At 74.5% G+C, this 21,967-nt stretch carries 24 protein-coding genes; 14 read left to right on the forward strand and 10 right to left on the reverse strand.

Annotated features, from left to right (window positions below; genetic code table 11):
• The first annotated feature begins 143 nt into the window (after positions 1–143).
• Positions 144–1,604 (forward strand): leucyl aminopeptidase, encoded by a 1,461-nt coding sequence (locus ACH01S_RS15020; protein WP_067891172.1) that lies wholly within the window; start codon positions 144–146, stop codon positions 1,602–1,604.
• Positions 1,605–1,612: 8 nt separating this feature from the next.
• Here the strand turns inward: ACH01S_RS15020 and ACH01S_RS15025 are convergent, their stop codons facing one another.
• Entirely contained in the window at positions 1,613–2,230 is a 618-nt protein-coding gene (locus ACH01S_RS15025) for a hypothetical protein (RefSeq protein ID WP_067891175.1), read from the reverse strand.
• Entirely contained in the window at positions 2,227–2,829 is a 603-nt protein-coding gene (locus ACH01S_RS15030) for an O-methyltransferase (RefSeq protein ID WP_067891178.1), read from the reverse strand. The genes ACH01S_RS15025 and ACH01S_RS15030 overlap by 4 nt, the downstream gene beginning before the upstream one ends.
• A gap of 252 nt (positions 2,830–3,081) precedes the next feature.
• Between ACH01S_RS15030 and sigE the strand changes: the two genes are divergently transcribed.
• From sigE to ACH01S_RS15055, 5 genes are all read left to right on the forward strand, one after another.
• Entirely contained in the window at positions 3,082–3,840 is a 759-nt protein-coding gene (gene sigE / locus ACH01S_RS15035; RefSeq protein WP_370671571.1) for an RNA polymerase sigma factor SigE, read from the forward strand.
• Positions 3,841–4,059: 219 nt separating this feature from the next.
• Positions 4,060–4,680: an anti-sigma factor family protein gene (locus ACH01S_RS43525; RefSeq protein WP_067891181.1), complete on the forward strand. Its 621-nt coding sequence runs from the start codon at positions 4,060–4,062 to the stop codon at positions 4,678–4,680.
• Positions 4,677–5,813: a MucB/RseB C-terminal domain-containing protein gene (locus ACH01S_RS15045; RefSeq protein ID WP_067891184.1), complete on the forward strand. Its 1,137-nt coding sequence runs from the start codon at positions 4,677–4,679 to the stop codon at positions 5,811–5,813. The genes ACH01S_RS43525 and ACH01S_RS15045 overlap by 4 nt, the downstream gene beginning before the upstream one ends.
• A gap of 124 nt (positions 5,814–5,937) precedes the next feature.
• Positions 5,938–7,842 carry a S1C family serine protease gene (locus ACH01S_RS15050; RefSeq protein ID WP_083980711.1) on the forward strand — a complete coding sequence of 635 codons (1,905 nt, stop codon included), beginning with the start codon at positions 5,938–5,940 and terminating at the stop codon, positions 7,840–7,842.
• A 132-nt stretch (positions 7,843–7,974) separates the two neighbouring features.
• Entirely contained in the window at positions 7,975–8,334 is a 360-nt protein-coding gene (locus tag ACH01S_RS15055; protein WP_067891187.1) for a sec-independent translocase, read from the forward strand.
• Between the two features lie 144 nt (positions 8,335–8,478).
• Here ACH01S_RS15055 and ACH01S_RS15060 read toward each other — a convergent pair whose 3' ends face one another.
• The gene (locus ACH01S_RS15060; RefSeq protein ID WP_067891190.1) at positions 8,479–9,618 is read right to left on the reverse strand and encodes an Mrp/NBP35 family ATP-binding protein; all 1,140 of its coding nucleotides are present in this window, start codon (positions 9,616–9,618) and stop codon (positions 8,479–8,481) included.
• Positions 9,619–9,682: 64 nt separating this feature from the next.
• Between ACH01S_RS15060 and ACH01S_RS15065 the strand changes: the two genes are divergently transcribed.
• Entirely contained in the window at positions 9,683–10,159 is a 477-nt protein-coding gene (locus ACH01S_RS15065) for a MarR family winged helix-turn-helix transcriptional regulator (protein ID WP_246236635.1), read from the forward strand.
• A 16-nt stretch (positions 10,160–10,175) separates the two neighbouring features.
• On the opposite strand, the gene ACH01S_RS15070 is transcribed toward ACH01S_RS15065, so the two are convergent.
• Entirely contained in the window at positions 10,176–10,673 is a 498-nt protein-coding gene (locus ACH01S_RS15070; protein WP_067891193.1) for a DUF1003 domain-containing protein, read from the reverse strand.
• The gene (locus ACH01S_RS15075) at positions 10,673–11,971 is read right to left on the reverse strand and encodes a magnesium transporter MgtE N-terminal domain-containing protein (protein WP_067891196.1); all 1,299 of its coding nucleotides are present in this window, start codon (positions 11,969–11,971) and stop codon (positions 10,673–10,675) included. Before ACH01S_RS15075 ends, ACH01S_RS15070 begins: the two co-directional genes overlap by 1 nt.
• An 87-nt stretch (positions 11,972–12,058) precedes the next feature.
• Here ACH01S_RS15075 and ACH01S_RS15080 point away from each other — a divergent pair, with 87 nt between their 5' ends.
• Positions 12,059–12,958, forward strand: a complete 900-nt coding sequence (locus tag ACH01S_RS15080; RefSeq protein ID WP_067891199.1) for an RNA polymerase sigma-70 factor — start codon at positions 12,059–12,061, stop codon at positions 12,956–12,958.
• Positions 12,959–12,996: 38 nt separating this feature from the next.
• On the opposite strand, the gene ACH01S_RS15085 is transcribed toward ACH01S_RS15080, so the two are convergent.
• On the reverse strand, positions 12,997–13,500 hold the full coding sequence (locus ACH01S_RS15085) for a hypothetical protein (protein WP_067891202.1): 504 nt from the start codon (positions 13,498–13,500) through the stop codon (positions 12,997–12,999).
• Positions 13,501–13,539: 39 nt separating this feature from the next.
• Between ACH01S_RS15085 and ACH01S_RS15090 the strand changes: the two genes are divergently transcribed.
• Both ACH01S_RS15090 and ACH01S_RS15095 read left to right on the forward strand, forming a co-directional pair.
• Positions 13,540–14,463: an HpcH/HpaI aldolase/citrate lyase family protein gene (locus ACH01S_RS15090; RefSeq protein WP_067891205.1), complete on the forward strand. Its 924-nt coding sequence runs from the start codon at positions 13,540–13,542 to the stop codon at positions 14,461–14,463.
• 65 nt (positions 14,464–14,528) lie between these two features.
• The gene (locus tag ACH01S_RS15095; protein WP_083980699.1) at positions 14,529–15,782 is read left to right on the forward strand and encodes a CPBP family intramembrane glutamic endopeptidase; all 1,254 of its coding nucleotides are present in this window, start codon (positions 14,529–14,531) and stop codon (positions 15,780–15,782) included.
• Here the strand turns inward: ACH01S_RS15095 and ACH01S_RS15100 are convergent.
• On the reverse strand, positions 15,777–16,166 hold the full coding sequence (locus ACH01S_RS15100) for an NUDIX hydrolase (RefSeq protein WP_067891208.1): 390 nt from the start codon (positions 16,164–16,166) through the stop codon (positions 15,777–15,779). The two genes, ACH01S_RS15095 and ACH01S_RS15100, sit on opposite strands and share 6 nt — an antisense overlap.
• Positions 16,167–16,249: 83 nt before the next feature.
• Between ACH01S_RS15100 and ACH01S_RS15105 the strand changes: the two genes are divergently transcribed.
• From ACH01S_RS15105 to ACH01S_RS15120, 4 genes are read left to right on the forward strand one after another with little or no spacing between them, the layout of a single operon-like run.
• Complete coding sequence (locus ACH01S_RS15105; protein ID WP_067891211.1) at positions 16,250–16,897, forward strand: DUF6758 family protein; 648 nt, start codon at positions 16,250–16,252, stop codon at positions 16,895–16,897.
• A 17-nt stretch (positions 16,898–16,914) separates the two neighbouring features.
• Complete coding sequence (locus tag ACH01S_RS15110; RefSeq protein ID WP_067891214.1) at positions 16,915–17,781, forward strand: PHP domain-containing protein; 867 nt, start codon at positions 16,915–16,917, stop codon at positions 17,779–17,781.
• A 10-nt stretch (positions 17,782–17,791) separates the two neighbouring features.
• Positions 17,792–18,499, forward strand: a complete 708-nt coding sequence (locus ACH01S_RS15115) for an MBL fold metallo-hydrolase (RefSeq protein ID WP_067891217.1) — start codon at positions 17,792–17,794, stop codon at positions 18,497–18,499.
• 1 nt (position 18,500) lies between these two features.
• Positions 18,501–19,376 carry a RecB family exonuclease gene (locus tag ACH01S_RS15120; protein WP_067891220.1) on the forward strand — a complete coding sequence of 292 codons (876 nt, stop codon included), beginning with the start codon at positions 18,501–18,503 and terminating at the stop codon, positions 19,374–19,376.
• Positions 19,377–19,382: 6 nt separating this feature from the next.
• Here ACH01S_RS15120 and ACH01S_RS15125 read toward each other — a convergent pair whose 3' ends face one another.
• From ACH01S_RS15125 to ACH01S_RS15135, 3 genes are all read right to left on the reverse strand, one after another.
• Positions 19,383–20,294 carry an oxygenase MpaB family protein gene (locus ACH01S_RS15125; protein ID WP_067891223.1) on the reverse strand — a complete coding sequence of 304 codons (912 nt, stop codon included), beginning with the start codon at positions 20,292–20,294 and terminating at the stop codon, positions 19,383–19,385.
• Between the two features lie 103 nt (positions 20,295–20,397).
• On the reverse strand, positions 20,398–21,216 hold the full coding sequence (locus tag ACH01S_RS15130) for an alpha/beta fold hydrolase (RefSeq protein WP_067891226.1): 819 nt from the start codon (positions 21,214–21,216) through the stop codon (positions 20,398–20,400).
• A gap of 93 nt (positions 21,217–21,309) precedes the next feature.
• On the reverse strand, positions 21,310–21,951 hold the full coding sequence (locus ACH01S_RS15135; RefSeq protein WP_067891229.1) for a class I SAM-dependent methyltransferase: 642 nt from the start codon (positions 21,949–21,951) through the stop codon (positions 21,310–21,312).
• Positions 21,952–21,967 lie beyond the last annotated feature (16 nt).

The following is a 21,967-nucleotide window of genomic DNA, read 5'->3' on the forward strand; positions in this document are numbered from 1 at the left end:
CCGGGGCCCTTGCCGTCCCCGGGCCCGGCCCCGCTCGCTCGCCCGCCCGCCCGCAGCTTGAGCCGAGCTTGATCCGAGCGTGACCGACCACCGAGCTCCACCGGATCACGGAGCTCCACCGACCACGGGGGGAACCCGCCGCCATGCCCATCGAGACCCGCATCCACGGCGCCTCCGGCACCGTGTCGCAGACCGCGGCCGACCTCGGGGCCGAGGCGGTCGCGGTGCCCGTCCGGCCGGGCCCGGTCGCGCCCGCCGCCGAGGTCGCGGAGTCGCTGCCCTTCACGCTCGACGAGCTGCTCGACCTGCACCGCGCGAAGGGCGAGCCCGGCGAGATCACGGCCACCCAGGTCCGCGTCGGCGACCGGGTGCGCGAGCTGCTGCTGTACGGGGTCGGCGATGCCGCGCCGGCCGACCTGCGCAAGGCGGGCGCCGCGCTGGCCCGCCGCGGCCGGGGCCGGACGGCGCTGGTCGCCGGGGTCCCCGAGGGCGACCTCGCCGCCTTCGTCGAGGGCGCGCTGCTCGCCTCCTACGAGTTCAAGATCGGCGCGCCGCCCGCGCGGCGGGCGCTCGGCACGCTCGCCGTGCTGACCGAGGCCGGGCCCGAGGCCGCCGCGCCCGCGATCGAGCTCGGCGCCGTCCGCGCCCGCGCCACCGCGCTGGCCCGCGACCTCGCCAACACGCCGTCCCGCGAGAAGGACCCGTCCTGGCTCGCCGCGCAGGCCGAGCGGGTCGCCGCTGACGCGGGCCTCGCCGTCCGCGTGCGCGGCGAGAAGGAGTTGCTGGACGAGGGCTTCGGCGGCATCCTCGCGGTCGGCGCCGGATCGGCCCGCCCGCCCCGGCTGATCGAGCTGTCCTACCTCCCGGACGGCACGCCCGACCGGCACGTCGTGCTGGTCGGCAAGGGCATCACGTTCGACAGCGGCGGCCTGTCGCTCAAGCCGAACGACAACATGAAGACGATGAAGACCGACATGGCGGGCGGTGCGGCGGTCATCGCCGCGATGAGCGCGCTGCGCGGCCTCGGCGTCCGCGCCCGCGTGACGGGGCTGGTCGCCGCCGCCGAGAACATGCCGTCCGGGTCGGCGATGCGGCCGAGCGACGTGATCACCCACTACGGCGGGACGACCTCCGAGGTCCTGAACACCGACGCCGAGGGACGGCTCGTCCTCGCCGACGCCATCGCCTACGCCGCCGCCGAGCTGGCCCCGGACGCGATCGTCGACGTCGCGACGCTGACCGGTGCGGCCAAGGTCGCCCTCGGGCTCCGCCACGGCGCGCTGTTCGCCACCGACGACGACCTCGCCCGCGCGCTCACCGACGCGGGCGCGGCGGCGGGCGAGCCGGTCTGGCGGCTGCCGCTCGTCGCCGATTACCGCGCCGCGATCGACTCCGACGTCGCCGACATCAACAACATCGGGCGCGGCGGCTACGGCGGCGGGTCGATCACTGCGGCGCTGTTCCTGCGCGAGTTCACGGGCGGCGTCCCCTGGGCGCACCTCGACATCGCCGGGCCCGGCCGCGCCACGTCCGACGACGCCGAGATCAGCCGGGGCGCGACCGGCTTCGGAGCCCGGCTGCTGCTCCGCTGGCTGACCGCCTGAGCCCCCGGCTACTTGGTGCGGCGGTCGATCACCGGGACGCGGTGGAACCGCTTCGCCTGCTTGACGACCTGCGCGAGCGTCGCGTCCCAGCCCTGGTCCACCGCGAAGCACCACGGGACGGCCGCCGCCGTGGCCGGGACGTCCCGCATGGTCAGCGCGACGAGATGCGGCCGCTCCGACGTCCGCGCCAGCTCGGCCAGCTCCTCGGTGGGCAGGAAGACGAGGTAGTCCTGCTCGCCGCGGCGGGTGCCGCCGGCGCCGCGCCGCAGCGCCGCGATCGCCGCCACGTCCGGCCAGGGGAGCGTGCGGCCGGACCGGCGGGGGAGCGGCCAGCGGGCCGGGCGGCGCACCCCGTCCCCGGCGAGCTCCAGGACGGGACGCCGCGTCAGCATCCCCCCGGCCGACACGGCGAGCCCCGCCCCGAACATCGCGAGCCCGGCCGCGCCGAGCACCGTGGTCGTGACGCTGCCCACCCCGGCGCCCCGGACGATCCCGCCCGCGACGAACGCCACCGCCGCCAGGAACAGGATCAAGAACGCGACGAGCCGCCACGTTCCGCGCCAGGTCACCCGCTGCCGTACCGCGAAGACCTCGGACGGCTCAGGGGCCGGGCGGTCCGTGGTCAATCGCGCTTGACGGCGCACAGCAGGCCGTCGCCCACCGGGACGAGCAGCGGGACGAGCCGGTCGTCGTCCCGGATCATCCGGTGCACCTCGCGGATCGCCTCGACGTCGGGGTCGCGGCGGTCGGGGTCGGCGACCCAGCCGCCCCACAGCGCGTTGTCGAACGCGACGACGCCGCCCGGCCGCAGCAGCCGCAGCGCGTCCAGGAGGTACTCGGGGTACTCGCGCTTCTGCGCGTCGCAGAACACCATGTCGTAGGCGCCGTCGGTGAGCCGCGGCAGCACTTCGAGCGCCGGGCCGACGATCATCCGGGTGCGGAACGCGCCGAGCCCCGCCTCCCGGTACGCCTGCTTGGCCAGGCGCTGGTTCTCGGGGTCGATGTCGACGCTCGTGAGGACCGCGTCCTTCGGCATGCCGCGCATCAGCCAGACGCCGGACACGCCGCAGCCGGAGCCGACCTCCACGACCGTCCGGGCGCCGAGCAGGGTCGCGAGGAAGCGCAGCGCGGCGCCGCCCGCCGGGCCGATCGGGGACGCCCCGACCTCCTCGCCGCGGCGCCTCGCGTCGAGCAGCGGCTCGTCTTCCGGGAGGAACCCCTCCACAAAGGCCCGGGTGGCCTGATCGGCGTCGATGGCTGCCTCCTCAAGGGACCCCCGCCTGGCTCATGCTGGAAAGACCATATCGTTGACGGGGAACCAACCGGGGTTCCAGCGCGTTGTAGCCGCTGAAGGGATCTGTCCGCCGGACGGGTCGAACCCACGAGATCCGAGTCGGTCCAGCACCGCCCCAGCCCAGGCGAGACCGTGCCGTTCCAAGGCGAGACCTTGGCTACGAGAGAGGAACAGCCCGGCACCATGGGAGTCGCAGCACTCAGTTTCAGAAGCGCTGTGGGGGTCGGCCCCGGGCAGGGGATCGGTGGCGCCGCGCGCTCGCGTGAGAACGCCCCGGAAGCCGAATGGGCACCGCCGTCCTGGGACGAGGTCGTCCGCGAGCACGGCGCCCGCGTGTACCGGCTCGCCTACCGGCTGACCGGCAACCAGCACGACGCGGAGGACCTCACGCAGGAGGTCTTCGTCCGCGTGTTCAGGTCCCTGTCGAACTACACGCCGGGGACGTTCGAGGGCTGGCTGCACCGGATCACCACCAACCTGTTCCTCGACATGGCGCGGCGCCGCCAGCGCATCCGCTTCGAGGGGCTCGCCGACGACGCTGCCGAACGCCTCCAGGGCCGCGAGCCGACCCCGGCGCAGGCGTTCGACGACAGCAACTTCGACGCCGACGTCCAGGCCGCGCTCGACGCGCTGGCCCCCGAGTACCGCGCGGCCGTGGTGCTGTGCGACATCGAGGGCCTCTCCTACGAGGAGATCTCGGCCACGCTCGGCGTCAAGCTCGGGACCGTGCGCAGCCGCATCCACCGGGGCCGGGCCCAGTTGCGGGCCGCCCTGGAGCACCGCGCGCCGACGCGCCGGCGCCCCGGCACGCGCAACGAGTTCCAGCCCGTGGAGGCGGCGGAGGCCGTCGCGGGCCTCGGCCCGGCCGACGACGGCGAGCCGCCGCGCGCGGCGGACCCGGCCCTGCCCGGGCCCGTCCGGCCGCAGCCGGAGGGCGTGTAAAGCTGTGCTTACCGCGCGGGGCGGGACCGCGCGGGTGTGACAGGACGGTAACTACGGAGGGCGGCATGACCGCAGCGAAGCGAGGTTCATGGCGGTCCCCCGCCGGGGGTCTGGGGGGCGTCCCCCGGGAAGGCGGGGCGGCATGACCGCGGCGAAGCGAGGATCATGGCGGCCCCTCAGCGGGGGTCTCGGGGGCGCCCCCCGGAAAGGCAGGGGCGCGTGAGCTGTCTGGGGGAACGTCTGACCGCTCTGGTCGACGGTGAGCTGGGGCACGAGGAGCGCGACCGCGCGCTCGCCCATCTCGCGTGCTGCGACCGGTGCAGGGAAGAGGTCGCCTCGCTGCGCAGGCTCAAGGGCCGGCTGCGGGGGCTCTCGGAGACCCCGGCGACCGACGGCGCCGACGACCTGCCGTCCCCTGACTTCCTCCTCCGGTTGCGCTCGCTGCCCGCGTCCGGCGCGTCCGGGCCGTCCGGCGGGGTCCCCTCCGAGCAGGCGCCGACCGTCCCGGCCGCGGCGCGGCACTCCGCCCGGCCGCTGCGATCATCGACCCGCCCGGCCCGGCCGCCGTCCGGCGGGCGGCCGCGCGACAACCGCCCCGGCGGGCACGCCGCCGCGCTGCGCGTCCATCCCCGGCGCCGCTACCTGGTCATGGGCGCCGCGACGCTGTTCATCGGGCTCGGCGCCGCCTCGTACGCGGCGGGCGGCGGGCAGGATGCCCCCGCCGTCACCCCCGCGTTCGACCGGTTCGCCGTCGAGCACGCGCTGACCTCCGGCGACGCGCCGATGACCGACCCGCTCACCGACCCGGTCAACCAGGTCCAGGTCTCCCCGGGGCCGTGAGCGCCTCGACCCTCACCCGACCGGGACGGCGCACCTCCGTCCTCGCCTGCGGGCTCGCCTGCGGCCTCGCGCTGGCCGGGGCGCTCGCGGGCGACCCGGCCGCGGTCCGCCGGGTGCGCAGCGACCCGGGCGCGGTCGGCCTGCTGCGCGCCGCCGCCGACGCGGCGCGGCGCGTCCCCTACGAGGGGCGCCGGTTCCTCACGACGTGGAGCCGCAACCGGTCGAGCACGTCCCTGGTCGCGGTGTCGCACACGCCCGGCGAGGGCGTCCGCTACCGCTCCGGGACGGGCGGCTCGACCGGCTCGACCGGCGAGGTGCTGCGGCCCGACCCGGCGGGCGGCGGCGACGCCGGGCTCACGTCCGCGACGCTCGCCCTGCTGACCCGCAACTACTCGGTGGTGCGCGGCGCCGACACGACGGTCTGCGGGCGCCGCGCCCGCGTCGTCGAGGCCCGCCGCGCGGACGGCACCGCCGCCGGACGCTTCTGGATCGACGCCCAGACCGGCATCGTGCTGCACCGCGAGCTGATCGACGCGACCGGCCACCCGGTGGTCGTCAGCGGCTTCACCGAGATCAGCTACACCGTCCCGGCGAAGGTCGCCGCGCCCTACGGCCTCGGCGGCACCCGCGGCGGGATCTCCCGGTTCCCCGGCTCCGGCACCGACGCGGCCCGCGCCGGGCACGTCGCCGCCCTGTGGGGCGACCGGTTGGACCGCGCCGACCTCGCGGGGCTCCGCGAGCGCGGCTGGCCCCTGCCGAAGGACCTGCCGGGGCACCTCGCCCTCTACGAGGCGCGCCGCGAGACGCCCGGCGACGACGGGCCCGTCCACCTCAGCTACTCCGACGGGCTCGCGTCGGTGTCGGTGTTCGTGCAGCGCGGGCACCTGGACGAGCGCGCCATGACCGGCTGGCGGCGCGGCGTCCGGGGCGGCCGGACGGTGTTCCGCCGCGAGGAGCTGCGGCGCTGGGCCGTCTCCGCGGGCGACGGCTACGTCTACACCGTGCTGACCGACGCCCCGCAGAGCACCGCGGTGGCCGTCGCGGCGAGCATGCCGGGCGGCTCCACCCCGTTCTGGACGCGGGTTTCCCGGGGCGCGCACCGCCTCGCGAGCTCGGTGAACCCGTTCGACTGATTCCGCGTCGAAGCGAATGATCACGCGGGCCGGGCCTTTGCCCTAAGGTCTTATGCTCGCCACATGCCATTCGGGGCACGATGAGCACGGATGACGAGAACCATGCTCGGTAGGAGAGATGGGGATGACGGAAGACAACCGCGGGCCCGTCGGGGCGCCCTTGGGGGACGACGACCCCGTCCCCGGCCGGGAGCCTGAACGGCAGGAGGCGGCGGCTCCTCCCGAGACGGTGACCGACCAGGAGCTCCCCCTGGACCAGCCGGTGGACGACCCCGAGCCCGGCCAGGCGCCCGGCGCGGAGGCTGCCTCCGGCTCCGGCCCCGAACCGGCTTCCGCGGCCGCCGCCGACGACGACCCGGAGCCCGGCCGCGACCGCGCGGCCGACAACGGCTCCGACCGGCTCGTCGCGGGCGGGTTCGCCCCGCCGGACGGCCCGCCCGGACCGCCGGACACCAGCGAGGACGTCCTGTCCAACGGCTCCACCGCCTCGGCCGGCTCCCGGGGACCGCAGGGCTCCTCCGGCTCCCCGTCCGACCTCGGACCGCAGGAGGTGCCGGTGCAGGACGCCCCGCCCCACGACATGCCGCAGCCCCCGCCGCCCGTCCCGCTCGACAAGCCCGCCGCGGACTCCTCCGCCGAGCGCGGGCGGCCCGGGTTCGTCCCCTACGACCAGGACCCGCGCGCGGCGCAGCACGGCCAGCCGTACGGCGGCTGGCCGCAGCAGTCCCACCACGCGCCGCCCCCGCCCGGGGGCGGTCCGGGCGGCCCGCCGATGGGCCCGCCGCCCGCGCCGATGGGCCCCCCTCCCGGACCCGGCGGCCCCGGCGGCCCTGGCGGTCCCGGGCCGCGGCCGATGGCCGGGTACGGGATGCCGCCCGGCGGGCCGAACTGGGCGCCGGTGCCCGCGCTTCCGTCCGCCTCGCGCGGCGGTCCGGGCCTCGGCCTGCTCGCCGTCGTCGCGCTGATCATCGCGCTGGTGGCGGGCGCGGTCGGCGCCGGGGTCGGCGTGATCGCGACCGGCGACGACGATGACGGCGGCTCGGTCAGCCTCGGCGGCAGCGACAGCAGCGACACCAAGGTGCAGGCCCGTCCGCCGGACTCGGTCGCCGGGGTGGCGCAGCGGGTGCTGCCGAGCGTCGTGATGATCCGCGTGCAGTCCTCGCAGGGCGAGGTCGGCGGGACCGGCTTCATCGTCAACGGCGGCTACGTCGTCACCAACAACCACGTCGTCGCGGGCGCCGGCGGCGGGCAGATCCAGATGGTCTTCAACGACAAGAAGACGCTGCCCGCGACGGTCAAGGGCGCCGACCCGAGCTCGGACGTCGCCGTCCTCAAGCCCGAGGGCCAGCACTCGCTGCCCGCGCTCGCCGTCGGCGACTCCAGCAAGATCGCGGTCGGCGACCCGGTGATCGCGATCGGCTCGCCGCTCGGCCTGCAGGGCTCGGTCACGACCGGCATCGTCAGCTCGCTGAACCGCGCGGTGCCGACGCAGGGCGAGGGCGGCGGCGACGCGTCCTACCTGAACGCGATCCAGACCGACGCCGCGATCAACCCCGGCAACTCGGGCGGCCCGCTGGTGGACGCCAAGGGCCGCGTGATCGGGATCAACACCGCGATCGCGACGCTCGGCGGCCAGGGCCTCGGCGGCGAGCAGCAGAGCGGCAGCATCGGCCTCGGCTTCGCGATCCCGATCAACCAGGGCAAGCGGATCGCCGAGGAGATCATCAGGACGGGCAGCGTGAAGCAGGCCAAGCTCGGCGTCCTCCCCGACCCCCGGTACCAGGACGGCGGCGCCCGCATCATGCCGCAGCCGGTCAACAACCAGGACCCGGTCACCAAGGGCGGCCCGGCGGACAAGGCGGGCCTGAAGCCCGGCGACGTGATCACGGCCATCGACGACCGTCCGATCGAGGACGCGACCGACCTGATCGCGCAGATCCGCAGCCGCGCCCCCGGCGACAAGATCAAGGTGACGTACCAGCGGGGCGGCAAGGAGAGCAGCGTCGAGGTGACGCTCAGCGCCGACTGAGAGTGATCCCGGGGGATTCGCCCCCGGAAGTGGCGTGGACGTTGTTCAGGTCCGGTTCATCCGGGCGCGGGATACGCTGTGGGGACCGGTCCGCCGCGCGGCCGGTCCCCTTCGGCGGTGTGTGGAGGACGCGTGTTCGACGTCGGGCTCGGTGAGATGGCGGTGCTGGTCGTCCTCGCCCTGGTCATCTTCGGTGACAAGCTGCCGCAGGTCGCCGGGCAGGCGGGCCGGATGCTGCGGCAGTTCCGGGAGATGGCGAACAGCGCCAAGGCCGACCTGCAGGAGGGCCTGGGCCCGGAGTTCAAGGACTTCGACATCACCGACCTGCACCCGAAGACGTTCGTCCGCAAGCACCTGTTCGAGGACGAGGACGGCTTCGTGAACGGCAAGGACGGCGGCCTCTTCGACAACGAACCGTCCTACGCGACGGCGGCGAGCGGCTCGGAACTGGACTTCGGCGAGCGGCCGCCGTTCGACAACGAGGCCACCTGAGCCCGGTCCCGGAACGACGACGCGAAAGCCCCGCCGGGCGGACCCGGCGGGGCTTTCGCGTGGTCGGCCTTCGCTTTGCGTGCCGTCCCTCTTGGCCTTCCCTGCCCGATTCCGGGGCCCGGCTCCCGGGCCCGCGGCCGGAGGTCAGCGCTTCTTCGGGGAGATGCCGAGCGACATCCCGGCGAGGCCGCGGGAACGTCCCGCGAGCTTGTCGGCGATGGTGCGCAGCTCCTTGGCGGCGCCCGAGTCGGGGTCGGACAGGACGAGCGGGACGCCCTCGTCGCCGCCCTCCCGCAGCCGCGGGTCGATCTCCACCTGGCCGAGCATCGGGACGCGGGTGCCGAGCGTCTTCGTCAGCGCGTCCGCGACCGTCTGGCCGCCGCCCTCGCCGAAGATGTTCTGCCGCTCCCCGCAGTGCGCGCAGGTCAGGTACGCCATGTTCTCGATCACGCCGACGACCTGCTGGTGGGTCTGCGCGGCGATGGCGCCCGCCCGCTCGGCGACCTCGGCGGCCGCCTGCTGCGGGGTCGTGACGACGAGGATCTCCGCGGACGGCAGCAGCTGCGCGACGGAGATCGCGATGTCGCCGGTGCCGGGCGGCAGGTCCATCAGCAGGATGTCGAGGTCGCCCCAGTAGACGTCCGCGAGGAACTGCTGGAGCGCCCGGTGCAGCATCGGCCCGCGCCACACGACCGGCTGGTTCCCGGCGGTGAACATGCCGACGGAGATGACCTTCACGTCGTGCGCGGACGGCGGCATGATCATGTCCTGGACCTTGGTGGGCGGCGCGTCCACACCGAGCATCCGGGGCACCGAGTGGCCGTAGATGTCGGCGTCGACGACGCCGACCTTGCGGCCCTGCGCGGCGAGCGCGGCGGCCAGGTTCACGGTGACCGACGACTTGCCGACGCCGCCCTTGCCGCTCGCCACCGCGTACACCTTGGTCAGCGAGTTCGGCTTCGCGAACGGGATCTCCTTGGCGGGCTCGCCGCCGCGGAGCTTGGTCTGCAGGTCCTTGCGCTGCTCCTCGCTCATCACGTCGAGGTCGACCCGCACGGACGTGACGCCCGTGAGCTTCGACACGGCCTCGGTGACGTTCTTCGTGATCGTGTCCTTCATGGGACACCCGGCCACGGTCAGGTAGACGCCCACGCGGACGGCGCCGTCCGCCGCGATGTCGACGTCCTTGACCATGTCGAGCTCGGTGATCGGCTTGCGGATCTCAGGATCGAGCACCGTGGCGAGCGCCGCGGTCACCTGCTCGGTCGTCAACTGGGAGGCCATGCACCCATGGTATGAACCCGGGCGGCCTCCCTGTTAATCAGGGGGTCCGGCGTACGATCGAGCCGTGACCGACGGCACCCTGCCCGCCACCGAGCTGAGCGTCTGGCGCGCCATGCTGCGCGCCCACGCGCGGATCGCCCGCCGGCTGCAGGCCGACCTGCTGGCCCGGCACGGTCTCGCGCCGGGCTCCTACGACGTGCTCACGAACCTCGGCGAGGCCCCCGGAGGGCGCCTCCGGATGAACGACCTCGCCGACCGCGTCCTGCTCTCCCGCAGCGGCCTGACGAGGCTCGTCGACCGGATGGAGCGGGCGGGGCTGGTCGTCCGGCAGTCCTGCCCGAGCGACGCCCGCGGCCTCTACGCCGTGCTGACCGCCGCCGGGCGGGACCGGCTCGACGAGGCCACCCCGACCTACCGCCGGGGCGTCCGCGACTACCTGCTCGGCCACCTGGACGAACCCGACCTGCGCACCCTCGGGCACCTGCTCGACCAGCTCACCGACGACCAGCTGACCGACGACGAGGTCCCCGCCCGCGCCTGACCGCGCGGGGCCCGGGTCAGGGCGTCGGATGGTCCTTGGCGTCCATCTCCCGCATGATCTGCTGGAGCTCGGAGCGGAGGAAGTCGCGGGTGACGACCTCGTTCAGCGCCACCCGCAGCCCGGCGATCTCCCGGGTCAGGTACTCGGTGTCGGCGATGGTGCGCTCGTTGCGCGACCTGTCCTGCTCGTACTGGACGCGGTCCCGGTCGTCCTGCCGGTTCTGCGCGAGCAGGATCAGCGGCGCCGCGTAGGACGCCTGCAACGACAGCATCAGCGTCAGGAAGATGAACGGGTACGGGTCGAACCTCAGGAAGGCGGGCGCGAGGAAGTTCCAGCCGAGCCAGAGGGTCACGAACACCGTCATGTAGACGAGGAACCGCGCCGTCCCGAGGAACCGCGCGATGCGCTCGGACAGCCGTCCGAACGACTCGGGGTCGTAGTGCACCCGCGGGACGAGCGTGCGGCGGACCTCCCTCGGCTGGTCCAGGCGGGCCGTCATCTGGCGTGTCGTCATCACGTGTCCCCCCGGAGGGCCTCTTCCTCGGGATCCGAGGACTCCTCGGCGGCGGCGTCCATCGCCGCCTCCCGCCAGTCCTCGGGCAGCAGGTGGTCGAGGACGTCGTCGATCGTCACCGCGCCGAGCAGGTGGCCGTTCTCGTCCACGACGGCGCCCGCGACGAGGTTGTAGGTGGCGAGGAACATCGCCACCGCCTCCAGCGACATGACCGGCCGCAGCGGGTCGAGCTCGGCGTCCACGATGCCGCTGACCAGCGTCGGCGGCGGCTCGCGCAGCAGCCGCTGGAAGTGCACGGTGCCGAGGTAGCGGCCGGTCGGCGTCGCGGTCGGCGGGCGGCACACGTACACCTGCGCCGCGAGCGCCGGGTTGAGGTCGGGACGGCGGATCAGCGCGAGCGCCTCGGCGACCGTCGCGTCCGGCGCGACGATCACCGGGTCGGTGGTCATCAGCCCGCCCGCCGACTGGTCGGGGTAGGTGAGCAGGCGGCGGACGGGCGCCGCGTCCTGCGGCTCCATCAGCGTCAGCAGCCGCTCCCGCTGCTCGGTCGGCAGCTCGCCGAGCAGGTCGGCGGCGTCGTCCGGGCCCATCGCCTCCAGGACGTCGGCGGCCCGCTCCACGCCGAGCTTGCCGAGGATCTCGACCTGGTCGTCCTCGGGGAGCTCCTCCAGGATGTCGGCGAGCCGCTCGTCGTCCAGCGCGAGCGCGACCTCCGTCCGCCGCTTCTCCGGCAGCTCGTGGACGATGTTCGCGAGGTCGGCGGGCTTCATCCGCTCGAACGCGGCGATCAGCCCGGCCGCGCCCTGGCCGTGCTCGACGGCGGAGAAGCCCTCCAGCTCGTCCCAGTCGACGACCAGGCTCTCGCCGCGCTTGCGCAGCCCGCGCCCGGTGCGGCGGCGGACGGCGACCTTCCCGATCAGCCAGTCGCGGGTGCGGGTCGGCTCCATCGCCACGTCCACCACGGAGACCTCCTCGCCGCCGTCGCGGAACCGGACCGTCCGGTCGAGCATCTCGGCGAGGACGAGCGTCTCGGACTCGCGCTTCTGGAACCGCCGCACGTTCAGCCGCCCGTCGAAGATCACCGCGTCCGCCTCGATCACGGTGACCCGGGTGATCGGCAGGAACACGGTGCGGCGCGTCGCGAGCTCCACGACCAGCCCGAGCACCCGCGGCGGGCGCGGCGCGAGGCGCAGCGCGACCACGACATCGCGGACCCGGCCGACCTGGTCGCCGGACGGGTCGAACACCGCGATGCCCGCGAGCCGGGCGATGAACACCCGCGTCGGAGCTCCGCTCATGGCCTGGACACTACCCATGATCTACGCGCCGACCCGGACGCCCGGGGGTGGTCGGGGACCCCGGGGGAGGCATGAGAAGGTGGCGTCATGACCGACGTCCTGGTGGAGGATTTCGAGGAGCATCGGGGCCTGCTGTTCGCGGTGGCGTACCGGATGCTGGGCACGGCCGCCGACGCCGAGGACGCCGTCCAGGACGCGTGGCTGCGCTGGTCGGCCGCCGACCGGTCCGGGGTCGAGGACCCGAAGGCCTACCTCGTCCGGGTCACCACGAACGTCGCGCTGGACCGGCTGAGGTCGGCGCAGAGCCGCCGCGAGACCTACGTCGGGCCGTGGCTGCCGGAGCCGATGCTGACCTCCCCGGACGTCGCCGAGGACGCCGAGCTGTCGGAGTCGGTGTCGATGGCGATGCTCGTCGTCCTGGAGACGCTGAGCCCGCTGGAGCGGGCCGTGTTCGTCCTCAAGGACGTGTTCGGCTTCCCGTACGCGGAGATCGCCGCGGCGCTGGATCGTTCCGAGGCGTCGGTGCGGCAGCTCGGCACCCGCGCCCGCAAGCACGTGGAGGCGCGGCGGCCCCGCTACCAGGCCGGGGGCGCGGAGCGGCGCGCGGCCACCGAGCGGTTCCTCGACGTCGTCCTCGGCGGCGACATCAACCGGCTCATGGAGGTGCTCGCCCCCGACGTCACCCTGTGGACGGACGGCGGCGGCAAGGTCCGGGCGGCCCTCCGGACCATCACCGGTGCGCGGAAGGTCGGCCGCTGGCTGGCCGGGATCGTCGGGCGCCCGTACGCGGGCGTCGAGCCCGCCGACATGAGCTTCCGCCGCGCGGACCTCAACGGCGAGCCCGCCCTCATCGTGGACGGCCCGGACGGCCCGATCGGCGCCGCCACCGTCGAGATCGACGACGCGGGCCGGATCCACGCGATCCACCTCGTCGCTAACCCCGACAAGCTCAAGTCGATCGCCGAGGGCCGCAGCCTGCCCATGTGACGGGCACGACGGGCCGCCGGGCACGACGGGCCGCCGGGCTACCGGTCGGCGGCGCGGCGCCTGCGGCCGAGCAGGCGGGGCGGGGCGCCCGCCGTCGTCGCCGGGGTCGGGACGGGACGCACCGCCGCGTACCCGTCCGCCGCCGTCACGACCTCCTCGACCGGGGTCAGCCGGACGATCCACGACTCGGCCGCCCAGCGCTCCACCTGCCCCTCGTGGGACGCCGCGTTCAGCCGCTCCTTGGCGAGCAGGGGCGCCACGGCGTCCCACAGCTCGGAGCCCGGCTCGACCGGCTCGGCGTCGGCGCTGAACGAGATCAGCCGCCCGCCCTTGTCCTTGCTCCGCAGGATCACGGTGACCTGCGCCGACTCCGGCAGGCCGGGCAGCGGCTGCTCGCCGTCCCCGCCGGTCAGCACGTAGGCGGACCCCTCGTGCCACACGTGCCAGGCGGCCCTCGGCTGCGGCAGGCCGGGCAGGTCCAGCCACATCAGCCCGGATTTCCTGGCCGCCTCCTCCACCAGCGCGGCGTTCAGCTCACCCATGCCGAAAGCGTCTCACACCAGGTCGATAGCATCCGGGCCATGCGCGTTCGACGTACCACCCTCGCAGTCCCGGCCAGCAACCCCCGTTTCGTCGAGAAGGCCCAGGGCCTCCCCGCGGACGAGATCCTCCTCGACCTGGAGGACGCGGTAGCCCCGTCCGCGAAGGAGGACGCCCGCCAGACGGTCGTCGCCGCGCTGAACGAGGGCGACTGGTCCGGCAGGACGCGGGCAGTGCGCATCAACGACCTCGACACCCACTGGGCCTACCGGGACGTGATCGACGTCGTGGAGGGCGCGGGCGCGAACCTCGACGTCATCATGCTGCCCAAGGCGGAGGACGCGTCGTACGTCCGGTGGCTCGACCGGCTCCTCACCCAGATCGAGCGGGCGAAGGGCCTGCCGGTCGGGCGCATCGGCATCGAGGCGCAGGTCGAGACCGCCCGGAGCATGGTCGAGATCGACGCGATCGCCGCGTCGTCGCCGCGCCTGGAGTCGCTCGTCCTCGGTCCCGGCGACCTGATGGCGTCCCTGAACATGAAGACGCTCGTCGTGGGCGAGCAGCCGCCCGGGTACACCGAGGGCGACGCCTACCACTACATCCTCATGAAGATTTTGATGGCGGCCCGCGCCAACGACCTCCAGGCCATCGACGGGCCGTACTTCAACGTCCGGGACGTGGACGCGTTCACCCGGGTCGCGCGGCGCTCGGCCGCCCTCGGGTTCGACGGGAAGTGGGTGCTGCACCCGACCCAGATCGAGGCCGGGAACGCCGTGTTCTCCCCCGAGCAGGACGACTACGACCACGCCGAGCTGATCCTGGAGGCCTACCAGCGCGCCGTCGACGAGGGGCGCGGCGCCGCCACCCTCGGCGACGAGATGATCGACGAGGCGTCCCGCAAGATGGCGCTCGTCGTCGCCGCGAAGGGACGCGCCGCCGGGCTGACCCGCACCCGGAAGGAGTGAGCGCGGGAACTGGGGCACCGTACGATTCGTCCCACGTACGCGAAGGCTCACGGGGGAGGTCGGACGTGTCAGAACCAGGGGGCTCGGACGGTTGGGCGCCGCTGGACCCCGACCTCGACGGCGCCGCGCGCGAGCCGGAACGTCCTGAACCGCCGCCGCAAGCGCCGTATCCGCCGCAGCCGTACGCCTACCAGGAGCCATACGCACCGGCCACCCACGGGCAGTACGGGCAGCCGTACGGCGGCCAGCCGTACGGGGCGCAGTACCCGCCGCCGTACGGGGCCGGGTACGCCCCGCCGACGCCGTTCCGGACGTCCTGGACGGAGGACGCGCCGTCCGGTACCCCGTTCCACCGGCTGGCGCGCACCCCGCTGCACCGGTGGTGGCGTCCGCTCGCCGGGTCGCTGGCGATCGTCGCCGGGGGCATGGCGCTCGCGCTCGTCGTCATGATCGTCGGGATGATCGTCCGGACGGTGGCCGAGGGCGGCGTGCCGGAGACCGGCGCCGACTCCGTCTTCGGCGACGACACCGCCGACCTCGCGTTCGACCTGGGCTCGCTCGCCCTGTTCCTGCCCGTGGCGCTGCTCGCCGCCTGGGGGATCCAGCGGCGGCGGCCCGGCACGCTGTCGTCCGTCGCGGGACGCCTGCGCTGGCGCTGGATGCTGGCCTGCTGCGGCCTCGCCGTCCTGTTCTGCGCCGTGTCGTTCGGGACGTCGATCCTCGCGGGCGGCGCCGTGGACGACCAGTCGTCCGGCGACGAGCACTGGGTCGGCTGGGGGCGCTTCCTCGCCCCCGCGATCGTCATCGTCCTGCTGGTGCCGTTCCAGTCGGCGGCGGAGGAGTACGTGTTCCGCGGCTGGCTGCTCCAGGCCGTCGGCGCCTGCACGCTGGAGAACGCCAGGGGACGCGTCGGACGCGCGTTCAGCGCCGTCCTGCGCACCCCGTGGCCCGGCATCGTCGTCGGGTCGGCGCTGTTCACCTCGGGCCACGGCTACACCGGCTGGGGCATCCTCGACATCTTCTTCTTCGGCGCGGTGGCGGCGTGGCTGGCGGTGAAGACGGGCGGGCTGGAGTCCGGCATCGCGCTGCACGTGTTCAACAACCTGATGGCGTTCCTCTTCCCGGCCGCGATCGGCGAGCTGGACATCGAGCAGGGCGGCGTGCCGTGGCAGGTCGTCGCCGCCGACATCGTCCCGATGGCGCTGTACGCGGCGGCCGTCGTGTGGCTGGCGCGGCGGATGAGGATCCAGACCGTCACCGCGGGTTCGCGGGACGACGTCCCGATCACGCCGCCCCCGCACCCGACCCCGGTGTCATAGCAGGCCCCACAGCACGAGGGCGTCCACGAGGCCGGGCGTGACGGGCAGTTCGGGGATGCGCTCGGGCGGGACCCAGTCCGCCTCCGCCGCGTCGTCGCCCGCGCGGAGCGTCCCCCCGGTGACCGCCGCCGTGTAGTCGTAAATCTCGTAGACGACGCCGCAGGGGCCGGGACGCTCGACCGTCCCGGCGAGGGCGAGGGGCTCCACGTCGAGGCCGGTCTCCTCGCGCAGCTCCCGCGCGAGGGCGGCGGCGTCGTCCTCGCCCGGCTCGACCCGGCCGCCGGGGATGGACCAGAGGCCCTCGCCCGGCGGGCGGCCGCGCCGGACCATCAGCAGCCGGCCGCGGTCGTCCCGGACGACCGCTCCCACGCAGCGCACTCGCATGACCCCATTTTGACGCCCCTTTTCCGCGCGTCCGCCCGCCCCGCCTTGACGATCCGGGACGCGGCCGCGCAGGGTGGGTAGTCATGAGGGCGGAGCCCACATGCCCGCGCTGCGCGGGCCCCCTGCACGAGCCGGGCCTCTGGTCGAGCGACTGGACCTGCGACGTGCACGGCGCCGTCCTGCCGAGGCAGCCCGCCAGGCGACCCGGCCCGGACGGGCTGGCCGCCGTGCTGCGCGAGACGCGGGTCCCCGTCTGGACGCCCTGGCCCCTTCCGCAGGGCTGGCTCGTCACGGGGTTCGCCACGGTCGGGGACGACCGCTCGGGCGCGCGCGCGACGGCCGTCGCCCTGTCCGGGCCGGGGCTGCTCAGCGGCCCCGCCGACATGGTGCTGATCGCCGAGGAGCCCGGCGTCGGGCTCGGCGCCCACTTCGCCGGGCTGGCGGGCCCCGACCCCGGCGAGCGGTTCGACGGCAGCCCGCCGCACGTGAAGCTCGACGTGAGCGGCCCGGCCGCGACCTACGACCACTCGCTGCCGATGTGGGCGGTCGACGGGCGCCCCGACCGCGCCGTCTACGTCGGCGAGGCGATGGGAAACTGGCTGTGGGCGGTGCTCTGGCCCGCCGACGCGGGCGTCCTCATGCTCGACAAGCAGAACCTCCTCGACCTCCGGGAGCCCGGCATGGAGATCGACCTTCCCTACGGCGCGTTCAGCCCCCGGCTCGACGACTGACGCCGGGGGGCCGACCGATGCGCATCGACCTGCACAGCCACAGCGCCATGTCCGACGGGACGCGCCCGCCCGCCGAGGTCGTCCGGCGGGCCCGGGAGCGGGGCGTGGACGTGCTCGCGCTCACCGACCACGACACCGTCGCCGGATGGGACGAGGCCGCCGCCGCGCTCCCGGACGGCCTGACCCTCGTCCCCGGCATCGAGCTGTCCTGCAAGCTGGACGGCCGGAGCCTGCACATGCTCGGCTACCTGTTCGACCCGTCCGAGCCCGTGCTCGCCGCCGAGCTGGCGAGGATCCGCGACGACCGGGTGATCCGCGCGCGGGGCATGGTCGAGCGCCTCCGCGAGCTGGGCGTGGACGTCACCTGGGACATGGTCCGCGGCCTGGCGAGCGGCGAGGCCGTCGGACGCCCGCACATCGCCCGCGCCATGATCGAGGCGGGCGCCATCCGGACGGCCGACGAGGCGTTCACCGACGACTGGATCGCCCAGGGCGGCCGCGCCTACGTCGAGCGGTACGCGCTCGACCCGGAGGAGGCGATCGGGCTCGTCCGCGCGGCCGGGGGAGTGTGCGTCCTCGCGCATCCGCGGGCCCGCCGCCGCGGCTACGTGTTCGGGGACGACGCCGTCGAGCGCCTCGCCGCCGAGGGCCTCGCCGGGATCGAGGTCGACCACCCCGACCACGCCCCCGACGACCGCGCCCGGCTGCGCGACCTCGCCGCCGCGCTCGGCCTCGCCGCGACCGGGTCCAGCGACGACCACGGGGCGCTGACCGGCGACCGGCTGGGCGCCGAGACGACCGACCCGGACGCCTTCGCGCAGCTGGCGGAGGCCGCGTCCGTTGATGATCTCCGCGACCCCTACCGGAGGCCCGAAGCACGGTAGGGTGCGAGGCGTGGAAGCGCGCATCGAACAGGTGGTGACGTCGGGCACGCTGACCCTTGACGACACCGACCACGACGTCGAGAACAACACCTACATCGTCGGCGACGACGACGAGGTGATCGTCATCGACCCGGCGAACGACGCCGAGGCCATCCTCAAGGAGGTCGGCGACCGCGAGGTCATGGCCGTCCTGCTCACCGACGGCAACGAACACCGTCTGAGCGTGGTGCTCGAAGTCGCCGCCGCCGGGGAGGAGGACGAGGAGAACTGGGCCCCGATCGCGCTGCACCGCGCGGACCGGCTGCTCTGGCGTGACTACTTCGGCCGCCTCGCCAAAGAGGAGGAGGACGAGGACGACGCCAAGGCGCTGCGCTCCCTCGAACCCGACATCTGGCTTGAGGACGGCGGGATCTTCGAGATCGCCGACGCCCAGCTGGAGATCGTCCACACGCCGGGCCACACCCCCGGCAGCGTGTGCGTGATCAGCGAGCAGATCGGCGTGCTGTTCGCGGGCGACACCCTGCACCGCGGCCGTCCGGGCTCGATCGGCGGCGTCTACGAGGACCTGCGCAAGCAGCTCAACTCGATCGGCGCCCTGCTCACTCCGCTGCCGAAGGACCTGCGGATCCTGCCCGCCCAGGGCGAGGAGACCACGGTCGGCGACGAGGACTCCCGCTGGGAGACGTGGGGCGCGCTGGCGCAGGAGTCCGACGACTAGCGTGGAGCAGCTCGGCTTCGAGGGCATGCCGCGGCGGCTCTACACGTGCACGCCGTCGAGGCTGAACACCTGGCTGGACTGCCCCCGGCGGTACCGGATGACCTATCTCGACCGTCCGATGCCGCCGAAGGGCCCGCCGTGGGCGCACAACAGCGTGGGCGCGAGCGTCCACAACGCCCTGGCGGGCTGGTGGCGGCTGCCGGTGCGCGAGCGCACCCCCGAGTCGGCCGGGCGGCTCCTCGTCCGTGGCTGGCTGACCGACGGCTTCCGCGACGACGCCCAGTCCGCCGAGTGGCGGGAGCGGGCCCGCGAGATGACCGAGCGGTACGTCGCGGGGCTCGACCCGTCCGACGAGCCGCTCGGCGTGGAGCGGACCGTCGCGACCCGCACCGACCGCATCGCCGTGTCCGGGCGCATCGACCGGCTGGACGCCCGCGGCGCCGAGCTCGTCGTCGTCGACTACAAGACGGGGCGGCACGTCCTCACCGCCGACGACGCGCGCGGCTCGCTGGCCCTCGCGCTGTACGCGATCGCCGCGGCGCGGGTGCTGCGCCGCCCGTGCCGCCGGGTGGAGCTGCACCACCTGCCGTCCGGCGAGGTCGCCGCGTGGGAGCACACCGACGAGTCGCTGGCCCGGCACCTGCGCCGGGCCGAGTCGATCGCCGGGGAGGCCGCCGACGCCGACGAGGGGTACCGGGCCCGCGTCCCGAGGCCGCGCCCCGCGGGCGACGTCGACCACGCGCCGCACGACGACCTGTTCCCGCCCCGTCCCGGCTCCCTGTGCTCGTGGTGCGACTTCGCCCGGCACTGCCCCGAGGGCCAGGAGGCCGCCCCGCGCAAGGAACCCTGGGCGGCCCTCCCCGTGGACGTCTCCTGAGCCCGGCTAGGCCGCGGTGAGGGTCCTGCGGGCGTCCGGCCAGCGGCGCGGGTCGCGGAGGCCGTAGAGGCCCTTGCGGACGTCGTAGCCCTCGGCGGCGAGCCGCTGCCTGGCGCGTTCCAGCATGTCCCGGGTGTTCTTGGCGAAGGCGTAGTCGTGCAGCCGCTCCGGCAGCGTGTTCATCGCCAGCCGGAACGAGCGCAGCGCCGCCGTCACCGCCGGGCGGGGAAGCTCGGGAAGCGCCCCGTACATCTCGCGGGCCCAGTCGGGCAGCGAGTAGTAGCAGAGCGCGCCGAACGGGAAGTACCCCGGCTTCCCCGGCGCGAGGTACTTGAGGTTCTCCGGCATCGCGGGCCACATCAGGAACCGCACCGTGGCCGCCGCCTCCTCGGTGACCCGCAGCTTCGGACGCGTCTCGGCGAGGTAGGCCTCCATCTCGGCGACGCTGCCGGGGACGTCCTCCGCGTGCAGCCCGACGTAGGTCGCGGTGTGGCGCTGCTCGTCCAGGTACCGGTCGGCCATGGCGCGGGTCAGCGGCAGCCCGGCCCGCCGCGCCACGTCCAGGTACGAGGACACCTCGGCGCAGTGCACCCAGAGGAGGAGTTCGGGCTGGTCGAGCCGCTCCTTCTTGCCCGTGTCGTGGTTGAGGATGCGCAGGCTCCGGTGGATCCGCCGGACGCGGTAGGCCAGCTCGTCGATCTCCTCGTGCGTCCCGAACGTGGAGACGCCGACGAAGTCGGCGGTGCGCTGGAGCCGCCCGAACGGGTCCTCCTGGAAGTTCGAGTTCTGCCACACGCCCCACATCGCCATGGGGTGCAGCGCTTGGAGCATGAGCCCGCGCACCCCGCCGATCCACATGGTCCGGTCGAGGTGGACGCGCCACGTGACGCTCTCGGGGGGCTGGACGGTCGCGGGCATCCTGGGTCACACCTCCATGAGACAAACTCAAGTAAGTGTGTCATTACTGACCCGCGACCGCGACACCGGGGCCCGGTGAGGCCCGTCACGCTCCGGGCGCCGCCTAGACGGGCGTCCGGTCGAGCAGCTCGCGCAGACGGTCGGCGAACCGGGCCGGGTCCTCGGTGAAGCCGATGTGGTCGCCCGGGAACAGCGTCGGCTCGATCCCGAGGTGGGCGGCCAGCGCCCGCGACGCCCGGTCGCACAGCTGCCCCGCCGACGCCTCGCCGATCCCGATGACCAGCCGGTCCCGGACGGCGCGCAGCGCGTCGAGGTCGGGCGTCCAGCGGACGGTCCCGCGCATCTCGTGCGCGAACCAGCGCCGCTCGTCGGCCACCTGCCGGGGGTCGCGCTCCCCGCCGAACATCTGCTCCAGCACCGGGTCGGGCAGGTCGATGCCGGACGTCGCCATGAACTTGCGCCACGCCCCGATCACGTCGCCGTCGAGGTAGGTGGCGATCAGGTCGTCGGTCGCCTTGAGCAGCGCCTCGGCGTCCGGCAGGACCCGGTCGAGCGGCGGCTCGTGCGCGATCACCGTGCTGACCCGCGCCGGGTGCGACTGCGCCAGCGCGAGGACGGTGCACGCGCCGCCGCTCGTCCCGAAGACGGTCGCCGGGCCCGCGCCCACCTCCGCGATCAGCCGGGCCAGGTCGTCCGCGCGCAGCGGCGGGGTCGAGTCCTCCTCGGGGTCGTCGACGGGGCTGCGGCCGATGCCGCGCGGGTCGGTCGTGAGGACGGTGCGGTCGGCGGCGAGCAGGTCGGCCAGTGGCTCGAACGCCGCGGCGTCCATGGGCGCGCCGACGAGCGCGACGAGCGGCCCCCGGCCGCGCACCTCGTAGTGCAGGCGGGCGCCGGGAACGCGCAGGGTACGGACGGACGTCATCGGGTCTCCTCCAGGGATCGGCGGTCGGAGGTGCAGACCTCCGGCCCCGCCGGAACTCATCGCCCGGACGGAGACCCGGCGCGGCGGCCCCGCTCAGCGGACGGCGGTGCCCGCGATGAAGGCCGTCCCGACCGTCCGGACGCGCGCCGTCCAGCCCCAGCCCGCGAGATCCCGCACGAGCCGTTCCGGCTCGTGGAAGACCTTCACCACGCGGTGCTCGCTGCCGTCGGCCAGCGTCCGCCGGACGGCGGGCGCGGGCTGCCCGTCGAGGACCTCCTCGAACGCGGCCTCGCCCGGCCCGTTGTCGAGGAAGACGGCGGTGCCGCCGGGGGCCAGGGCGTCCGCGACGGTCCGCCAGAAGCCCGCGAGCCGTCCGGGCGGGACGTGCGACAGCCAGAACGCGAAGAAGACCGTGTCGTACCGCCGTTCCGGCCGCCACTCGAAAAGGTCGGCGCGGCCGAACGCCACGTTCGGCGACGTCACCCGCCCCCGCGCGATGGCGAGCGCCTCGGGCGCGGCGTCGAGCGCGGTGACCGACCGGGCCCGCGCGGCGAGGGAGCCCGTCCACTGGCCGGTGCCGCAGGCCAGCTCCAGCACGTCCCCGGCGACCGGCAGCTCCTCGAACACCGGCCGCAGTTCCGCGATGTCGTCGCGCTCCTCGTACTCCCGGTCGTACTCGGGCGCGCGGGCCCGGTAGTAGGCGATCTGCTCCTGGACCATGGCGTCCGCGTCCATGCCGACACGGTAACCC

It is taken from the genome of Actinomadura chibensis NBRC 106107, assembly GCF_001552135.1.
GTDB classification, from domain to species: Bacteria; Actinomycetota; Actinomycetes; order Streptosporangiales; family Streptosporangiaceae; genus Spirillospora; species Spirillospora chibensis.